Source organism: Streptomyces calidiresistens (genome assembly GCF_014141525.1).
Classification (GTDB): Bacteria; Actinomycetota; Actinomycetes; order Streptomycetales; family Streptomycetaceae; genus Streptomyces; species Streptomyces calidiresistens.
Genome location: NZ_VKHS01001338.1, coordinates 1 through 868 on the forward strand (window position 1 = coordinate 1; position 868 = coordinate 868).

The window sequence follows — 868 nt, forward strand, 5'->3', positions numbered from 1 at the left end:
GGGTGACGGGGCACCGGCTCCGGCGGACGGTGAGGGGCGCACGGGTACGGGAAACGGCGCGGGCGCGACCGGGGGTATCCGGTCGCGCCCGGGGCGCGGAACGATCGGGTCGGTCAGGAGGGTTCGAGGCCCTTGCTGCGCAGCCAGGCGGCCGGGTCGACGGCGGAGCCGCCGCCGGGGCGCACCTCGAAGTGCAGGTGCGGGCCCATGGAGTTGCCCGAGTTGCCGGAGTAGGCGACGACCGTGCCGGCCTGCACGAAGCCCGACTGGTAGACGTAGCTGCCCAGGTGGGCGTACCAGGTCTCGGTGCCGTCCGGGGCGGTGATGATCATCAGGTTGCCGTAGGAGACGTGGTACTGGGTGCGGATGGTGCCGTCGGTGGCGGCCCGCACGGGGGTGCCGTAGCGCACGGGGAAGTCGATGCCGGTGTGCAGGTTCGCCCAGTTGAGACCGGACTGCCCGTAGACGGCGCTCAGGCCGCGACGCTCCACCGGGAGGAAGAACTTGGGCCGCAGCTCCTCCAGCCGCTTGGCCTCCTCCTCCTTGCGCTTGGCCTCCTCCGCGGCCAGGCGCTTCTCCTCGGCCTTGCGCTCCTCGAGGTCGATGCGGCCCTGGGTGCGGCTGGCGCGCTCGGCGTAGTCGTCGGCGGCGGCGGTCAGGCCCTGGAGCTGGGTGTCGAACTGCTTGTTCGCCACGGCGTGCGCGGCGCGGGCGGCCTCGGCGGCCTCCTCGTCGAGTTCGTCCCCGCCGAGGGCGATGTCCTCACCGGCCTCGCCGGGGGCGTCGTTGCCGGTGACCGAGGCGGTGGCGACGGCGGTGACGCCCAGCACGCACAGGGAGGGGGCGGCGACGGTCAACAGGGCGGAAC

Annotated in this window: 1 protein-coding gene; it reads right to left on the reverse strand. The window is 73.6% G+C overall.

The genetic code is table 11. The features are described from left to right. Positions 1-113: 113 nt before the first annotated feature. Positions 114-868, reverse strand: a 755-nt coding sequence (locus FOE67_RS27190; RefSeq protein WP_182667471.1) for a M23 family metallopeptidase, incomplete at its 5' end; no start/stop codon positions are given.